Below are 15,320 nucleotides of genomic sequence, written 5' to 3'. Positions count from 1 at the left end.
TTATGAACGTAGATCTTTCCCTTCGTTGCCGCGCCTTGCTGCTATTGCTATGCCTGTTCGGCAGCGCGCGTCTTGCCGCTTCCGAAGTAAGTGACACCAGCCCCAAGGTCTTGCGCTATGCCTTTCGCGTCTCCGAGACCGGCTTTGACCCGGCCAAGGTCACCGACATCTATTCGCGCATCGTCACCTCGCATATCTTCGAAGGCCTCTACACCTATGACCATCTGGCCCGGCCAGCCAAGCTCAAGCCCTTGACGGCGGCCGCCCTGCCCGAGGTCAGCGCCGACTTCAAGACCTGGACGATTCGCATCCAGCCCGGCATCTACTTTGCCGACGACCCGGCCTTCAAGGGCAAAAAGCGCGAGCTGACCGCCGCCGACTATGTCTATTCCTTCAAGCGTTTTGCCGACCCTTCGACCAACAGCCCGACCTGGGACGGCCTGGAAGAGAACCATCTCTTAGGCTTGAACGAATACCGCGCACAAGTACAAAAGAGCAAGCAGCCCTTTGATTACGACAAGCCTATCGAAGGCTTGCGCGCGCTGGATCGCTACACCCTTCAGATCAAGCTGGGCAAATCCCGGCCGCGCTTTGACCAGAATTTGGCCGACGGGAGCCTGCTTGGCGCGGTGGCGCGCGAGGTGATCGAAGCCTACCCGGAGCACAGCAGCGAGCATCCGGTCGGCACCGGGCCCTTCCAGCTGGCCTCTTGGCGGCGCAGCTCGCAAATCAATCTGGACAAAAACCCCGGCTACCGCGAGCGTTACTACGATGCCGAACCGAACGCCGACGACGCCGAGGGTCAGGCTTTGCTGGCGCGCTTCAAGGGCCGACGCATCCCGATGATCGACCGGGTGGAGGTCGCCATCATTGAAGAAAATCAGCCGCGCTGGCTGTCCTTTTTGGACGGGCAGTTCGATCTGCTGGACCGCACGCCCGAGGACTTCATCAACCAGGCGATGCCGGGTGGCAAGCTGGCCCCGAATTTGGTCAAGAAAGGCATACAGAGTTTTCGCGTCGTGACGTCGGATGTGTTGTTCACCGTCTTCAATCTGGAGGACCCGGTCGTCGGCGGCTATAGCCCAGAGCGCGTGGCGCTGCGCCGGGCCATCTCGCTGGGCACCGACTCGGAGCGCGAAATCCGCATCGTGCGGCGCGGCCAGGCGATCAGCGCACAGTCCATCATGCTGCCGCACACGACAGGCTATGACGCCAGTTTCAAGAGCGAGAGCGGCGAGTACGACCCGGCCAAGGCCAAGGCGCTGCTGGACCTGTATGGCTTTATTGACCGCGACGGCGACGGCTTTCGCGAGCAGCCCGACGGCAGCCCGCTGGTGCTGGAGAGCCTGACCACGCCCGAGCAGTTCCAGCGCCAGATTGACCAGATCTGGCAAAAGTCACAGGCCGCCATCGGCATCAAGGTGCAGTTCAAGACCGCCAAATGGCCGGAGAACCTCAAGGCCATGCGCGCCGGCAAGTTCCAGATCTGGTCGCTGGCCAGTTCGGCCGCCGCGCCGGACGGGCAAGATGCGCTGGGCTTTTTCTTCAGCGAGCGCATTGGCGGGCAAAATTACGCGCGCATCAATTTGAAGTCGCTCGATGAGCTGTACAACCAAACCAACGCCTTGCCCGATGGGCCCGAACGGCTGGCCCTGTTCACCGAGTTGAAGCGCCTGGGCGCAGCTTATGCGCCCTACCGCCCACGCGGCCACCGCATCATCACCGACCTGGCGCACGCGCAGCTGCTCGGTTATCGGCGGCCTCAGTTTTGGTTGAATTTTTGGGAATATGTGGACGTCGATGAGCGTCTGCGCTTAGTCAAATGAAATACACCGTGAAGCTACTAACTTTTTTATTGAGCGCAAGCCTGACGGCGCTCGCAGTGCCCGTGCGGGCCGAGCCCGATGTAACGCCGCCACCCGCCAAGGCTTTACGTTATGCCTTCCCGATCGCCGAGACCGGCTTTGACCCTTCTCAGCTCAGCGATATCTATTCGCGCACCGTCACCGCCGGCATCTTCGAGGCGCTGTACCGCTACGACCATCTGGCGCGGCCGGTACAGATCAAGCCCTTGGTGGCTGCGGCCCTGCCGGAGATGTCAGAAGACTTCCGCAGCTTCACCATCAAGATCCAGCCCGGCATCTACTTCGCCGACGACGCCGCCTTCAAGGGCAAAAAGCGCGAGCTGACCGCGCAGGACTTTGTCTACAGCTTCAAGCGCTTTGCGGACCCGGCGCTGAAGAGCCCTGGCTGGAGTTCGCTGGAAGAGGCCGATCTGGTCGGGCTGACCGCTTTGCGCAAGCAGGCGCTCGACGGTAAAAAGCCCTTTGACTATGACAAAGAGATCGAAGGCCTGCGGGCTCTGGACCGCAACACCCTGCAATTCAAGACGGTCAAGCCGCGCCCACGCTTGATCGAAACCATTCTGACCGGCAGTGACCTCTACGGCGCCTTGGCCCGCGAGGTGGTCGAGCATTACGGCGACAAGGTCGGCGAGCACCCTGTCGGCACCGGGCCGTTCAAGTTGGGCGAGTGGCGGCGCAGCTCACGCATCGTGCTGGAGAAAAACCCCGACTACCGCGAGCGCTTCTACGACGCCGAGGCCTCGCCGGGCGATGCCGAAGGCTTGGCGATGCAAGAAAAATTCAAGGGTCGGCGCATTCCGATGCTGGACCGGGTCGAGATCGCCATCATCGAAGAGGTGCAGCCGCGCTGGTTGTCCTTCTTGAATGGCGAAAAAGACTTTCTGGAGCGCGTGCCGGCAGAGTTCATCAGCCAGGCCATGCCCAATGGCAAGGTCGCGCCGAATCTGGCCAAGAAGGGTGTGCAGGGCTTTCGCATCGTGGGGCCGGACGTGGGCCTGACGACCTTCAATATGGATGACCCGATTGTGGGCGGCATGGAGCCGGCCAAGATTGCGCTGCGCCGCGCCATCAGCCTGGCGATTGATGTGCCGCGCGAGATCAACTTGGTCCGTCGCGGCCAGGCGGTGCAAGCGCAGTCCCCGATCGTGCCGCACACCACCGGCTACTCGGCCGACTACAAATCCGAAACCGGCGACTATGACCCGGCCCGCGCCAAGGCCTTGCTCGATCTGTACGGCTATGTGGACGCGGATGGCGACGGCTGGCGTGACTTGCCTGACGGCAGCCCCTTGCTGCTGATCCGCAATACCCAGCCCGACAATGCCTCGCGCCAGCTCGACGAGCTGTGGCAGAAGAACCTCAGCGCCATCGGCATCAAAACCCAATTCAAGACGGCCAAATGGCCCGAGAACCTGAAGAGCGCACGCGGCGGCAAATTCATGATCTGGGGCGTGGCGTCCGCAGCCTCGCAGCCCGATGCGCAGAGCGCCTTGCAGCGCCTGTATGGCCCGGCCACCGGCGGGCAAAACTTGGCGCGCTTCAAGCTGGCCGAGTTCGACAAGCTCTACGATCAAATGGCCGCCATGGCAGACGGCCCTGAGCGCGAGGCACTGCTGCTCAAAGCCAAGCGCATTTCCACCGCCTATATGCCTTACAAGCAGCACACCCACCGCATCCTGACCGATATGGCGCAGGCCTCTGTACAGGGCTACCGCCGCCCGCTGTTCTGGCAGGACTGGTGGCAGTATGTGGACATCGATGAGAGCAAGCGGGCCGCGCAATGAAAGCCGCTCAGCTCGCAATCGCTTTGTTGATTGGTCTGCATGCGCTGCTGGTTTCGGCGACCGAGCCCGCCAAAGTCCTGCGTTATGCCTTCCCAATCGCCGAGACCGGTTTCGATCCGGCGCAGATCGACGACCTCTATTCCCGCACCATCACGGCGGCGATTTTTGAGTCGCTGTACCGCTATGACCACTTGGCCCGGCCGGTCAAGCTGGCACCGCTGGTTGCCGCGGCGATGCCGGAGGTGGCCAGCGACTTCAAGACCTTCACGGTGCGCATCAAGCCCGGCATCTACTTCGCCGCCGACCCCGCCTTCAAAGGCAAGCAGCGCGAATTGACCGCGCATGATTTCGTCTACAGCTACAAGCGTTTTGCCGACCCGGCCAACAAGAGCCCCGGTTGGAGCACCTTCGAGGAGGCCGGCCTCCTGGGTCTGGCGGCGCAACGCGATCTGGCAGTGAAGGGCAAGAAGCCGTTTGATTACGCCCATGAAATCGAAGGCTTGCGCGCACTTGACCGCTACACGATCCAGTTCAGGGTCGAGCAAGCCCGACCGCGCTTGGTCGAGATGATCATGACCGGCAGCGACATCGTCGGTGCGGTCGCGCGCGAGGTGGTCGAGGCCTATGGCGACAAGCTGAGCGACCATCCGGTCGGCACCGGCCCATTCAAGCTTGGCCAATGGCGGCGCAGCTCCAAGATCGAATTGCTGCGCAACCCCGATTACCGCGAACGCTTCTACGACGCCGAGCCGGGCGCGGACGATAAAGAGGGTCAGGCCTTGCTGGCGCATTTCAAAGGCCGGCGCTTGCCGATGCTGGACCGCGTCGAGGTCGACATCATCGAAGAGGTGCAGCCGCGCTGGCTGGCTTTTCTGAACGCCGAGCATGATTTTCTGGAACGCGTGCCGCCCGACTTCATCAGCCAGGCCATGCCGGGCGGCAAGTTGGCGCCGAATCTGGCCAAGCGCGGCGTGCAGGCCTTTCGCACCGTCGGGCCGGATGCTTCGCTGACCGTCTTCAATATGGAGGACCCGATTATTGGCGGCATGGCGCCCGAGAAGATCGCCCTGCGCCGAGCCATCAGTTTGGGCATGGATGTGCCGCGCGAAATCAGCATGGTGCGGCGAGGCCAGGCGATCCCGGCACAAAGCCAGGTGGTGCCGCACACGACCGGCTACAGCGCCGACTTCAAATCCGAAATGGGTGACTACGACCCTGTGCGTGCCAAGGCCTTGCTCGATCTCTATGGCTATATTGACCGCGACGGCGATGGCTGGCGCGAGCAGCCCGATGGTCAGAAATTGGTGCTGGTGCGCAATACCGAGCCCACCAATGCCAGCCGTCAAATGGACGAGTTGCTGCTGAAGAATATGCGGGCCATTGGTCTGAAGATCGAGTTCAAGACCGCCAAATGGCCAGAGAACATGAAGAGCGCGCGCGGCGGCAAATACATGATCTGGTTCCTCGGCTCGAGCGCCTCCGACCCTGACGGCTTGGGGCCCTTCCAGCGTCTCTACGGCCCAGCCATCGATGGGCAGAATTTATCGCGTTTCAAGAGCGCCGAGTTCGACCGACTCTACGAACAGATGCAAGGCATGGCCGATGGACCCGAGCGCGAGGCCTTGCTCCTGCAGGCCAAGCGCCTGGCCGTCTCCTATATGCCCAGCAAAGCCCATGTGCATCGCATCATCACCGACCTTGCCCAGCCCTGGCTGATCGGCTACCGCCGCGCGCTGTTCTGGCAGGACTGGTGGCAGTATGTAGACGTCGATGAAAGCAAGAGAAAGCCGCAGTGAAGATAGCTCGTTTATTCGCCCAAGCCGCACTGCTGATGATTTGCTTGCCGCTGCAAGCAAGCGAAAGTACCGCACCGCCCAAAGTGCTCAAGTACGCCTTCCAGATCGCCGAGACCGGCTTCGACCCGGCGCAGACCAGCGACACCTATTCGCAGACCATCACCTCGCATATCTTCGAGGCGCTATACGCCTATGACTATCTGGCCGAGCCGGCCAAGCTCAGGCCGCTGACGGCGGCTGCCCTGCCCGAGGTGTCGGCCGACTTCAAGACTTGGACGGTCAAGCTCAAACCCGGCATCTTCTTCACCGACGACCCGGCCTTCAAGGGCAAGCCACGCGAGTTGGTGGCGGCCGACTATGTCTACACCTTCAAGCGCTTTGCCGACCCGGCAACCAAGAGCCCGACCTGGAACGCCATCGAAGAAATGGGCCTGCTGGGCCTGGGCGAGCTGCGCGAGCAAGCACTGAAGTCAAAGAAGCCCTTTGACTACGAGCGCGAGATCGAAGGCCTGCGCGCACTCGACCGCTACACCCTGCAGTTCAAGCTCAAGCACAGCCGGCCGCGCTTTGTCTTCGGCCTCGCGCAAAGCGGCCGCAGCGGCGTGGTGGCGCGCGAGGTGGTGGAAGCTTACGGCGCCGACATCACGGCCCACCCGGTCGGCACCGGGCCTTTTGTGCTGAAGGACTGGCGACGCAGTTCGCGCATCGTGCTGGAGAAGAACCCCGCTTATCGTGAGCGCTATTACGAGGCCGAACCGGCCGCAGACGATGCCGAAGGCCAGGCCTTGCTGGCCCGCTTCAAGGGCCGGCGCATCCCGATGATTGACCGGGTCGAGATCGCCATCATCGAAGAGTCGCAGCCGCGCTGGCTCAGCTTTGTCGGCGGCGAGCATGATTTTCTCGACCGCGTGCCGCCCGAGTTTGTCAATGTTGCGTTGCCCAAGGGCAAGGTCGCGCCCAATTTGGCCAAGAAAGGCATTCAACTCTTTCGCGTGATGGGGGCCGAGAGCGCCTTCACCTTCTTCAATCTGGAAGACAAGACCTTGGGCGGCTACAGCGCCGACAAGGTTGCGCTGCGCCGGGCGATTTCGCTGGCCATCGATATCCAGCGCGAGATCAACGGCGTACGGCGGGGCCAGGCGGTACCGGCTCAGTCGATGATAGTGCCGCACACCTCGGGCTTCGATACGAGCTACAAGAGCACGAACAGCGATTTCGATGTGCCGCGCGCGCTGGCCCTGCTTGATCTGTATGGCTATGTCGACAAAGACGGCGACGGCTGGCGCGATATGCCGGACGGCTCACCCTTGGTGATCGAGGTGGCGACTCAGCCGGATGCGCTATCCCGTCAATATGACGAGTTATGGAAGCGCAACTTCAACAATGTGCAGATCCGCAGCAACTTCTTCCACGGCAAATGGCCGGAGCAGTTGAAGCAGGCACGCGCCGGCAAGCTGATGCTGTGGACACTGGCCGACACCGCGACCTCGCCCGATGGCATCGACCAGATGCTGCGCTTTTACAGCCCCGCCATCGGCGCGCGCAACTACGCGCGCTTCCGGTCGGCCGAATTCGATGCCATCTACGATCAATTGCAGGTCTTGCCCGATGGCCCCGAGCGCGAAGCACTGTTCCTGCAAGCCAAGCGCATCCAGGCGGCCATCGTGCCGGAGAAGACCAATGTGCACCGCATCGTCAATGACATGGCCCAGCCTTGGTTGATCGGCTACCGCCGGCCGCTGTTTCGCTATGAGTTCTGGCATTTCGTCGACATTGACGAGAACCAGAGGCAGCCACGGTGAGAGCCGCTCGGCGTCGAAGTTTTCTGACCCAGAGCGCGGCGCTGGCGGGCGCTTGCTGGCTGCATTCGCCGGTCTTGGCGGGGGATAGGGGTCGCAAGAAAATCCTGCGCACCGCATTCAACTCGGCCGAGGTCGGCTTCGACCTGCCACAGGTGTCGGACCAGACCTCGGTGACGGTGGCCTCCAATATCTTCGAGCCGCCACTGACCTATGACTACCTGGCCCGCCCGGTGGTCTTGAAGCCGCTGACGGCGACCGGTCTGCCCGAGGTATCGGCCGACCACAAGCATTTCATCTTCACGATCCGGCCCGGCATCTTCTTCAGCGATGACCCAGCCTTCAAGGGCAAAAGGCGGGAGTTGGTGGCCGAGGACTATGTCTTCAGCATCAAGCGCTTTTACGACCCGCGCATCAAGACCGAGCATCTTTATCAGTTTGAAACGGCCAAGGTTCTGGGCCTGTCCGAGATCCGCAACGAAGCGCTGAAGAGCAAACAGCCGTTCAACTACGACAAGCCGGCAGCCGGCTTGCGCGCGCTCGATCGCTACCGCTTCGAAGTACGCTTGGCCGAGCCCGACCCGCGCTTTGTGCATCTCTTTGCCAACGCCAATTTCGCTTCCGCCGTGGCCCGCGAGGTGGTCGAGACCTATGGCGATGACATCGCGGCGCACCCGGTGGGCACCGGGCCGTTCCGGCTGAAAAACTGGCGGCGCAGCTCGCTGATCGTGCTGGAGCGCAATCCGAACTTTCGCGAGCAGGTGTTCGACAGCGTCGGCCCACCTGCCGGCCACGCACAGGCCGAACAAGTGGGGGGTTACCTGGCCGGCAAGCGGCTGCCGCTGCTGGATGAGGTCCACATCAGCATCATCACCGAGAGCCAGCCGCGTTGGCTGGCCTTTGCCGGCGGTGACCTCGACTTGCTGGAGATGCCCACGGCCGTCGCGCGCCTGGCCGTGCCGAACGGCAGACTGGCGCCAAACCTGCAAATGCGCGGGGTGCAGGCCTATGAGTCCCATGGCTCAGACATCGCCTTCAGCTACTTCAATCTGGAGGACCCGCAAATCGGCGGCTACACGCCAGAGCGCGTGGCGCTGCGCCGCGCCATCGTGCTGGCCTATGACAACGCCGAGGAAACGCGGCTGGTCTTGCACGGTCAGGCCTTGCCCGCGCAGTCCATGCTGCCCTCGCTGATCTATGGCCACGAGCCGGACTTGCGCAGCGAAGCCGGCCGGCCCGACTTGGCGCGCGCGCAGTCGCTGCTGGATTTGTTTGGGTATGACAAACGCGACGCCGAAGGCTACCGTCTGCACCCGGACGGCAGCCCCTTGACCTTGAAGCGCGCCGGCCGTGAATCTGCGGTGGACCGGGCTTTGCATGAGTTGTGGAAAAAGCGCATGGACGCCGTCGGTCTGCGCATGGAATTCGAGACCGCCACCTTCGGCGAACTGATCAAGAAAGCGCTGGCCGGGCAATTGATGATCTGGGGCTATACCTGGGACCTGGGCTCGCCCGACGGCGACTTCTTGCTCGGCATGGGCTACGGGCCGAACGCCGGGCAGTCCAACGATGCGCGCTTCCAGCTGGCCGCCTTCGACCGCTTGTACGAGCGCCAGCGCCTGCTGCCCGATGGCCCCGAGCGTTTGGCCCTGATGCACCAGGCAACACGATTGATGCTGGCCTACCTGCCCTACCACCCGCACAACTACCCGGTCCGCGTCGATATGTGCAGCGCAGCGGTGCGAGGCTTCTTGCGCCACCCGTTCACGCGCGATCGCTGGCGTTTTGTGGATATCGCCGATTCATAACGCCCAAGTGAGGCTGACATCATGAAAAGCACCGCATCGCCGCCGAAGATCAGCCTGCGCCACGTCACCGAAGCCGACCTGCCGCTGCTCTGCCAACGGGCTGCGGCCATGGAGCAACGCGGCGAGTTCGAGTCAACCCGCATGGGCAGCCCCCGGTCCATTCACAAGCGCTTTGCCGAGGACGGCTTTTCTAGCGATGACTCGGAAAAACTGCTGGTCTGCGCCGAGGACGGCAAGGTGATCGGTGATGTATCGCATTTCCACGCGCACCGTTACGCCACGGCGCGCGAACTGGGTTGGGCAATTCACGACCCCGCCTTGCGCGGGCAAGGCTACGGCAGCGCGGCCGCCAAGGCGCTGGTCAACTATCTGTTCGATAACTTCAGCATCAATCGGGTTTGTTGTGGCGTCGCGCCGGGCAGCACGGCCTCGCGCCGCATCGCCGAGAAGGCGGGGCTACGCTTTGAGGGCTGCCTGCGCGGTGTTATTTTCCTGCGCGGCGAATATGTGGACAGCGAAGTGTTGGGCCTGCTGCGAGAAGATTGGCAGCGCGGCTAAGACCTATTGGCAGCCCGTCGCCGCGCCGGCGCTGGGCATTTCATCGGCAGCCCCGTAGCGCAGGCGCAGCAATGCAGGCGCAACACCGAGTTGAGCGTTTGGCGTCAATACCCAAAAATGACTGAAGCTGCTTTCGCAAAGGTCCGGCAGAAGGGGAGCACCCAAGGCGGCGGCGATCGCCGGCAAGGTGTTGCTGTGGCCTACCACCAGGACCGCGCCGTTTTGAGCGCGTATCGCTGCGGCGACAGCGCCGACATGGGCGGCCGCGTCACGCCCACGCGCGGGAATCACCTGCGGCCTGATGCCCAGCTGTGCTGCCAGTGCCGCGGCTGTTTCAGCGCTGCGCCTGAACTCGGTCGTGATGATGGCCGTCACTCCGGCCTGGGTCAGCGCTGCGGCCAAGGCTTGCGCACGCTGCTGGCCGGCCGGGCTGAGGGCGGGGTCGCCGGCTGGCTCCAGGGCTCGCTCGGCATGGCGGACCAACAGCACTTGGCTTGGCTCAGACCACACCGGCACAGGCAAGAGGCAAAGTAGGGACACAAGGGCGGTGCGCATCAGCAACATTTTCGCGGCTCTCCAAGGCAAGGACGCGAGTATGCTTTCAGTCGGCAGCGATGAAGCAGCCCATCCGTCTTCAGCAAGCAAGGACCACCTTCAATGAAACAACTCGCCGGCCTTGATGCCGCCTTCTTGCACCTGGAAACCGCCGAGATGCCTATGCATGTCGGCGCCTTGCATGTGCTGGAGCTGCCGGCCGATTACGACGGCGACTATCTGCAAGACCTGCGCGAGCATATGGCCAGCCGTTTGCCGCTGGCGCCGGCCTTGCGCCGGCGCTTAGAAAGCATGCCGCTGAACTTGGCCAACCCGACTTGGGTGGACGCCGAGCCGGACTTGGATGTGCATATCGTCGGCTATGAGATGCCGCCCGGCAGCGGCGTGGCGGCGCTGGAGCAACAAGTGAGCTTGCTGCATCCGCAGCTGCTGGATCGCAGCCTGCCGCTGTGGAAGTTCCATATCTTTCTGGGCCTGGAGCCGGGGCCCGAGGGGCAGCAATATGTGGGCCTGTATTCGCAGCTGCATCATGCGGCGGTGGACGGTAAGGCGGCCGTGGCGCTGGCCGAGGTGATTCTGGATCTGAGCGCGCACCCACATGGCCGCAAGCTACCGGCGGTGAGGACGCGGCGGGTGCAGCTGGGTGCGGCCGGCATGTTGCGCGGCGCGATTGCACACCAGTGGCAACAAACCCTCAGCCTGGCCAAGGCCCTGCCCGGTGCCGCAGGCACGCTCAGCATGATGGCTGCGCGCACCGCGCTGGACGCCGCCGGCAGCAGCTTGCACGATTGGCTCAGCCCGGAGCCGCCCAGCGCGCAAGCCAAGGCCGAGCGGGTCCGCAATGTCGGCCTGGCGCCGCGCACAAGGCTCAACACCAGTTTGTCGGCCGAGCGCAGCTTTTCGACCGTCAGCCTGCCACTGCTGGCGCTGAACCGAACAAGGCGCCTGCATGGCGCCAGCCTCAACGACGCGCTGCTCTTCATCTGCGGCGGGGCGCTGCGGCGCTTGTTCGCCAAGCTCGGGCCACTGCCGCCCAAATCGCTGGTGGCAGCGGTGCCGGTGTCGATGCGGGCCAAGGGCGACGCCACCGCCAACACGCAGGCGACGATGAGCTTGGTCAGCCTGGGCACCCATCTGGCCGACCCGGCCAAGCGCCTCGCCCATGTCTTGGCGGCATCCGCTGCGATGAAAAGCGAGCTGGATCAGGTCAAGGACTTGATGCCCAGCGACTACCCCTCGATCGGCGTGCCCTGGCTGATGCAGGCCGGCGCGCTGCTCTATGGGCGCTTGCGTGCGGCGGACAAGCTGCCGGTGGTGGCCAATCTGGTGATCTCCAATGTGCCGGGGCCGACCGTGCCGCTCTACCTGGCCGGCGCGCGCGTGCTGACCAACTACCCCGCCTCCATCATCGTGCACGGCATGGCGCTGAACATCACCGTGCAGACCTTTGATGCTTCGCTGGACATCGGCATCATGGCCTGCGGCCAAGCACTGCCGGAGACTGCCGCATTGGCGGCCTATATCGAGACGGCGTTCATGGAGTTTTTGGCCCTGCCCTCGGCCCAGGAGGCCGCCAAGCCCAAGCCGGCGCGCAAGCGCGCCGCTCCCAAGCGCTAATATGCAGCGAGACACCTTTTAGTTTTCTGCACCGCCTGCATGCGATCCACTTCTCGCCCCGCACCGAAGAAATCTGCCGCCCCCTCGGCGAACACGCCCGACGAAGCGACCCCATTGCTGCCTGATTTCCCCGCGCCCAATGCTTTTTTGATGATGCTGGAGGGCCGCGCGCCCTGGGAATATGCGGCGCTGCTGGCGGCCACGCCCTGGCTGCGCAAGCTGCCGCGGGGCGATGGGCACCCGGTGATCGTCTTCCCCGGCCTGGGCGCCAATGATGTGACGACCCAGCCGCTGCGGCGCTTTCTCGACAGCCTGGGTTACGAGACTCACCCTTGGCACCAAGGCTTCAACTTCGGCCCGCGCCACGGCGTGTTGGAGCAATGCAGCGCCGACGTCAAGGCCCTGTTCAAGCGTCATGCGCGGCCGGTGAGCCTGGTCGGCTGGAGTTTGGGCGGCATCTATGCGCGCGAGTTGGCCAAGGAGCTGCCCGACCACACGCGCTGCGTGGTCACGCTGGGCACGCCCTTCACCGGCCACCCCAGGGCCACCAATGCCTGGCGCTTTTTCGAGCTGATGAATGGGCGGCACGTTGGTGACCCGCAGATGCTGGCGCAGATCCGCAAGACGCCGCCGGTGCCCACGACCTCGATCTACTCGCGCAGCGACGGCATCGTTTCCTGGCGCTGCAGCGTCATCGAGCCCGACCCGTCGGTGGGCCACAGCGAGAACATCGAGGTGCATGCCAGCCATCTGGGCCTGGGGCTGAACCCCTTGGCGCTGTTTGCGTTGGCGGACCGGCTCACGCAAGACCCGCAACATTGGGCGGCGTTTGAGCCGCAGGGCGCCAAGCGCTGGTTTTACCGCATGCCGATCTGAGCCGATTTCTTCATTCAATATGCAAATTTCCGCCAATGGCTTGAGGTTTGAAGTCGACGATCAGGGCCCGGCCGACGCCGAACCTTTGTTGATGATCATGGGCTTGGGGATGCAGTTGGTGGCTTGGCCGCAAGGCCTGGTGCAGCAGCTGCTGGCGGCCGGCTTCCGGGTCATCCGTTTTGACAACCGTGACGCCGGCCTGAGCCAGCACCTCGATCAGCTGGGCGTGCCCAATATCGCCATCGCCTCGGTTCAGCATCTCTTGCGTCTGCCGGTGCGCAGCCCCTACAGCCTGGCCGATATGGCGCGCGACGCCTTGGGGGTGCTGGATGCTTTGGGGCTGCGCCGAGCCCATGTTTGCGGCGCTTCGATGGGCGGCATGATCGCCCAGCAGTTGGCGCTACTCGCCCCCGAACGGGTCAAAAGTCTGACCTTGATGATGACCAGCAGCGGCAGCCACAGGCTGCCCGGCCCATCGATGCGCGTGCGCGGCGCCTTGCTCAGCCGGCCCAGCGACCCGCATGACTTTGCGGCCGTGGCCGAGCGCACTTACAGGCTGTTCCGTCTGATCGGCAGCCCCGCCTACCCGGCACCCGAGGCCGAACTGCGCCAGCGCATCTCGGCCTCGCTGCGGCGCAGCAACCGCCCACGCGGCGTCTTGCGCCAACTCGCGGCCATCGCCGCCGACACCCACCGCGCCGGCCAACTCGGCCGCATCAAGACGCCGACCCTGGTTCAACACGGTGACAAAGACCCGCTGATACCGGTTGCCGCCGCGCATGATCTGGTGCGGCGGATTGCTGGCGCCCGGCTGGACATCATAGAAGGCATGGGCCATGACTTGCCGGAGCAGTTGTGGCCGAGGTTTGTGGCGGGGATCAGGAGCGTGGCGGAGTCGGGCGGCTTAACTGATGCATAGACCATCGCTTTAGTTTTGCCTTGCTCAATAAAAAAGCGCCGGTAAGGGCGCTTTTTGGGGCTCGGTTTGGCCCGGTGGAGGTGTTGGAGTTCCTTGCCTCGTTTCAAGTTACCGGGCGAATACCTGCATGAATAGACGTATCAGTTGTTCTTAGCTAAAGCGGTGGAAACGGCTGATGGCATGCCTGTTGATGTGATGGCCCAAGTAATCGATGCGGCGCCAGACGTTGGTGTCAGGATGATTGAACCCGCTGCAGTATTGCCCATCGCATTGGCTGGCACGGCTGCGGTAATCACTCCGTCGGTGATCGCGACCGAGCTGATCAATGGGGTTGCCATCGTGGCAGGGATGCCATTCGTGCCCAAATTGCATCCGGTGAGCGTACTTGTCTCTTGAGCACAGATGGACACCGCTTGCTTGTATGCATTCAGGCTAGACAAACCGGACGCAGCTTTGGACTTCGACGTGTAATCGCGATATTGCGGAATCGCCACCGCAGCCAAAATACCAATAATCGCCACGACGATCATCAGTTCGATCAGGGTGAAACCTTGTTGTACGCGCTTCATGTTCATGATGGGACTCCTGCAGAGGGGGTGTTGAAAAGGGGTAGAGGCTACCCCCCTGAATGCAGGGGTCATGCCAGGTATTTTTACCGGAGTTTCCGTGTGCTTTCTCACGCTTGACCCGGTGGGCGCGCCAGGCAACTGACAAAAATGGTCACTTCAGTGGGCGCAATTCTGTCGGCGAGGTGTCAATGTGACGTTTTTTGTCAGCTCCAGCTTGCTCAGCCATTCGCCTTGGAAAAAACAAAAAGCGCCCGGGTAGGCGCTTTTAGTTCAACTGCCGCACAAGCCAACACAGGGCTTGCTACTGGAGGACCTAAAACACCATCTCATCCCCCGCCTTCAGCGCGCTGATGCGGTGCGGCGTGGCCAGTGCGGAGACGGCCCCCATCACGGCTTCGTCTTCGCCCGGCTTGATGTGGGTGATATGCACCTCGACGCTGCCGCCCAACTGGGCCAGCTCCAAACTCAATGCCGAAGGGCATAAATGGCGGCTGACCTGGGCGAGGCGCTGCTCGTCATCGCCAAACGCGGTTTCTATCACCAAATGCGCCAGCGGCATGTCGGCCAAACGCTGCCAAAGCAGCGGGTTGGGGCCGGTATCCCCTGTGAAGACCCAGTTACCCTGGGCGCCGCTGACCGCAAAGCCAACCGCAGGCACCGTGTGCGCGGCGGTGATGACCTCAATCTCGCGTGTTTTCTCATCAGCCCCCCGCAGCATCAAGCGCTGGCCCAGCTCGAAGGGGTGCAGGCTCAGCACCGGATGCGCCGCGCTGGGCAGGCGGGTGAAGTCGGGCCAGATGACGCCATTGAAAATATGCCGGCGCAAGGCGTCCAAGGTCTCTGGCAGCGCGTGGATCTGGATCGGTGGCCGCCCGGCGACCTCGCGCATGCGCAGCACCGCATCGGCCATCAGCGGGATCGCCAACACATGGTCCAAGTGCGAGTGACTGACCAAGATATGGTCAATTCGCGCCATTGCTTCTAGCGGCAAATCACCGACACCGGTACCGGCGTCGATCAAGATGCAGTCGTCCAGCAAAAAGGCGGTGGTCTTGTAACCGGACGCAATTGCACCGGAGCAACCAAGGACGCGTATTTTCATGGGGTGGATCGAAATTAGATTTTTGCGCCGCTGCAGGTGGAGCCTTGAGAGAACAGATCCGGCGCTTGACTG

Annotated in this window: 12 protein-coding genes; 9 read left to right on the top strand and 3 right to left on the bottom strand. The window is 63.0% G+C overall.

Features of this window, described 5'->3' with window-relative positions; all coding sequences use genetic code 11:
• The first annotated feature begins 2 nt into the window (after positions 1 to 2).
• The 6 genes from LNV08_RS06905 to LNV08_RS06880 are packed head-to-tail and all read left to right on the top strand — an operon-like array spanning position 3 to position 9,610.
• A complete protein-coding gene (locus LNV08_RS06905; RefSeq protein ID WP_263532930.1) occupies positions 3 to 1,826 on the top strand; it encodes an ABC transporter substrate-binding protein in 1,824 nt (607 codons plus the stop codon).
• Complete coding sequence (locus LNV08_RS06900) at positions 1,823 to 3,649, top strand: ABC transporter substrate-binding protein (protein WP_263532929.1); 1,827 nt, start codon at positions 1,823 to 1,825, stop codon at positions 3,647 to 3,649. Before LNV08_RS06905 ends, LNV08_RS06900 begins: the two co-directional genes overlap by 4 nt.
• Positions 3,646 to 5,445, top strand: a complete 1,800-nt coding sequence (locus LNV08_RS06895) for an ABC transporter substrate-binding protein (protein ID WP_263532928.1) — start codon at positions 3,646 to 3,648, stop codon at positions 5,443 to 5,445. The genes LNV08_RS06900 and LNV08_RS06895 overlap by 4 nt, the downstream gene beginning before the upstream one ends.
• Positions 5,442 to 7,247 carry an ABC transporter substrate-binding protein gene (locus LNV08_RS06890; protein ID WP_263532927.1) on the top strand — a complete coding sequence of 602 codons (1,806 nt, stop codon included), beginning with the start codon at positions 5,442 to 5,444 and terminating at the stop codon, positions 7,245 to 7,247. Before LNV08_RS06895 ends, LNV08_RS06890 begins: the two co-directional genes overlap by 4 nt.
• Entirely contained in the window at positions 7,244 to 9,052 is a 1,809-nt protein-coding gene (locus tag LNV08_RS06885) for an ABC transporter substrate-binding protein (protein WP_263532926.1), read from the top strand. Before LNV08_RS06890 ends, LNV08_RS06885 begins: the two co-directional genes overlap by 4 nt.
• A gap of 21 nt (positions 9,053 to 9,073) precedes the next feature.
• Complete coding sequence (locus tag LNV08_RS06880; RefSeq protein WP_263532925.1) at positions 9,074 to 9,610, top strand: GNAT family N-acetyltransferase; 537 nt, start codon at positions 9,074 to 9,076, stop codon at positions 9,608 to 9,610.
• Positions 9,611 to 9,613: 3 nt separating this feature from the next.
• Here LNV08_RS06880 and LNV08_RS06875 read toward each other — a convergent pair whose 3' ends face one another.
• Positions 9,614 to 10,174 carry a histidine phosphatase family protein gene (locus LNV08_RS06875; protein WP_263532924.1) on the bottom strand — a complete coding sequence of 187 codons (561 nt, stop codon included), beginning with the start codon at positions 10,172 to 10,174 and terminating at the stop codon, positions 9,614 to 9,616.
• 93 nt (positions 10,175 to 10,267) lie between these two features.
• On the opposite strand from LNV08_RS06875, the gene LNV08_RS06870 reads away from it, so the two are divergent.
• Genes LNV08_RS06870 through LNV08_RS06860 form a run of 3 tightly spaced genes read left to right on the top strand, consistent with a single transcriptional unit; the run spans position 10,268 to position 13,577 of the window.
• The gene (locus LNV08_RS06870) at positions 10,268 to 11,782 is read left to right on the top strand and encodes a wax ester/triacylglycerol synthase family O-acyltransferase (RefSeq protein WP_263532923.1); all 1,515 of its coding nucleotides are present in this window, start codon (positions 10,268 to 10,270) and stop codon (positions 11,780 to 11,782) included.
• A 39-nt stretch (positions 11,783 to 11,821) separates the two neighbouring features.
• Positions 11,822 to 12,658, top strand: coding sequence for an esterase/lipase family protein (locus LNV08_RS06865; RefSeq protein WP_263532922.1), 837 nt, complete (start codon positions 11,822 to 11,824; stop codon positions 12,656 to 12,658).
• Positions 12,659 to 12,677: 19 nt separating this feature from the next.
• On the top strand, positions 12,678 to 13,577 hold the full coding sequence (locus LNV08_RS06860; RefSeq protein WP_263532921.1) for an alpha/beta hydrolase: 900 nt from the start codon (positions 12,678 to 12,680) through the stop codon (positions 13,575 to 13,577).
• 140 nt (positions 13,578 to 13,717) lie between these two features.
• Here LNV08_RS06860 and LNV08_RS06855 read toward each other — a convergent pair whose 3' ends face one another.
• Positions 13,718 to 14,152: a pilin gene (locus LNV08_RS06855; protein WP_318014101.1), complete on the bottom strand. Its 435-nt coding sequence runs from the start codon at positions 14,150 to 14,152 to the stop codon at positions 13,718 to 13,720.
• A 307-nt stretch (positions 14,153 to 14,459) separates the two neighbouring features.
• Positions 14,460 to 15,248 carry an MBL fold metallo-hydrolase gene (locus tag LNV08_RS06850; protein ID WP_263532920.1) on the bottom strand — a complete coding sequence of 263 codons (789 nt, stop codon included), beginning with the start codon at positions 15,246 to 15,248 and terminating at the stop codon, positions 14,460 to 14,462.
• Positions 15,249 to 15,320: the final 72 nt, after the last annotated feature.

It is taken from the genome of Paucibacter sp. TC2R-5 (genome assembly GCF_025717605.1).
Classification (GTDB): domain Bacteria; phylum Pseudomonadota; class Gammaproteobacteria; order Burkholderiales; family Burkholderiaceae_C; genus Paucibacter_A; species Paucibacter_A albus.
The sequence above is the reverse complement of the archived record's forward strand: the minus strand, read 5'-3'. Positions and strand labels throughout refer to the sequence as shown.